Raw genomic sequence first — 1,044 nt, forward strand, 5'->3', positions numbered from 1 at the left:
TTAGGTATGTTAGTTGGCCAAGCTGCTGAGAGTTTTATGTTATGGCGCGGTCTTCGTCCTGGGGCCAAACAGATTTTGCGTGAATTAAGAAAGAACCTTGAAGGTCAATAAGCGATGAATCAATCCATCTTATTCCCAGACATGCAATCATGGGATGAAGTATCACAATCAGTAAACTTTGCGGCGCAACAATCTGGTGCGCTAATAGAATGCTTTGTGACGAAACAAAAGTTAGAAAAGTTATCTGGCTCAGAGTTAGATACGGAGCAGGCCGTGATCGCCGCTTTTATTGACTACCGATTTGATCTGGAAGAAATAGCAGAAGAGTTAATAGAAGATGAAGCCTTCAACGAAGAAGGCCATATTATCATCGGCTAACAGACCTTTAGTTCAAGTCTTCTACTTCATGTAAGTAGTCGTTTTTGTTTTGAACATAGTTATTGGCTGACTTTTGTAAAAAAGCTCGTTCTGTCTCTGATAGAGGGCGAGCTTGTTTCACTGGACTACCGACATAAAGATAACCGCTTTCTAATCTCTTTCCTGGCGGTACTAAACTGCCCGCTCCAATCATCACCTCTGATTCAATAACGACAGCATCTAAAACAATCGCCCCCATACCAACCAATACACGATCGTGTATCTCACAACCGTGCAGCATCACTTTGTGGCCAATCGTAACGTCATTGCCAATAATAAGTGGATAGCCGTTTGGGTTTTCAGAGTTCTTATGGGTGACATGCAAAACACTGCCATCTTGAATATTCGTTCTATCACCAATGTGAATGTGGTTCACATCGCCTCGTGCCGCTACTAATGGCCAAATGCTAGAATCGTCCCCAATACGGATATCTCCGACTAACACTGAGGTTGAGTCAACGTAAACACGCTCACCAAGTTGAGGCTTTATACCTTTGTAGCTTCTAATTGAGCTCATCTTTTCTCCTTATTAGGGGCGATTACAGGGGACATGGAGGTAGAATAGTAGTGAAAACTCGCCTTTTAGAATAAAAAACACCCAAACGATAAAAAAATCAAAAAAAACGA

Annotated in this window: 2 protein-coding genes and 1 pseudogene; 2 read left to right on the forward strand and 1 reads right to left on the reverse strand. The window is 42.0% G+C overall.

Annotated elements, in window-relative coordinates; all coding sequences use genetic code 11:
* Positions 1-111 (forward strand): annotated as a pseudogene (locus R8O70_RS26235) (shikimate dehydrogenase); the annotation flags it as partial.
* Positions 112-114: 3 nt separating this feature from the next.
* Positions 115-378 (forward strand): DUF1488 domain-containing protein, encoded by a 264-nt coding sequence (locus R8O70_RS26240; protein WP_005497408.1) that lies wholly within the window; start codon positions 115-117, stop codon positions 376-378.
* 7 nt (positions 379-385) lie between these two features.
* Here R8O70_RS26240 and R8O70_RS26245 read toward each other — a convergent pair whose 3' ends face one another.
* Positions 386-934, reverse strand: coding sequence for a gamma carbonic anhydrase family protein (locus R8O70_RS26245; protein WP_005461433.1), 549 nt, complete (start codon positions 932-934; stop codon positions 386-388).
* Positions 935-1,044 lie beyond the last annotated feature (110 nt).

The sequence above is a fragment of the Vibrio sp. 779(2023) genome (assembly GCF_033344285.1).
In the GTDB taxonomy this organism is placed as follows: Bacteria; Pseudomonadota; Gammaproteobacteria; order Enterobacterales; family Vibrionaceae; genus Vibrio; species Vibrio alginolyticus.

Excerpts from the sequence above, each read along its gene's own strand:
- R8O70_RS26245 (WP_005461433.1), bottom strand. The coding sequence starts at position 934 with ATGAGCTCAATTAGAAGCTACAAAGGTATAAAGCCTCAACTTGGTGAG.
- R8O70_RS26240 (WP_005497408.1), top strand. The coding sequence starts at position 115 with ATGAATCAATCCATCTTATTCCCAGACATGCAATCATGGGATGAAGTA.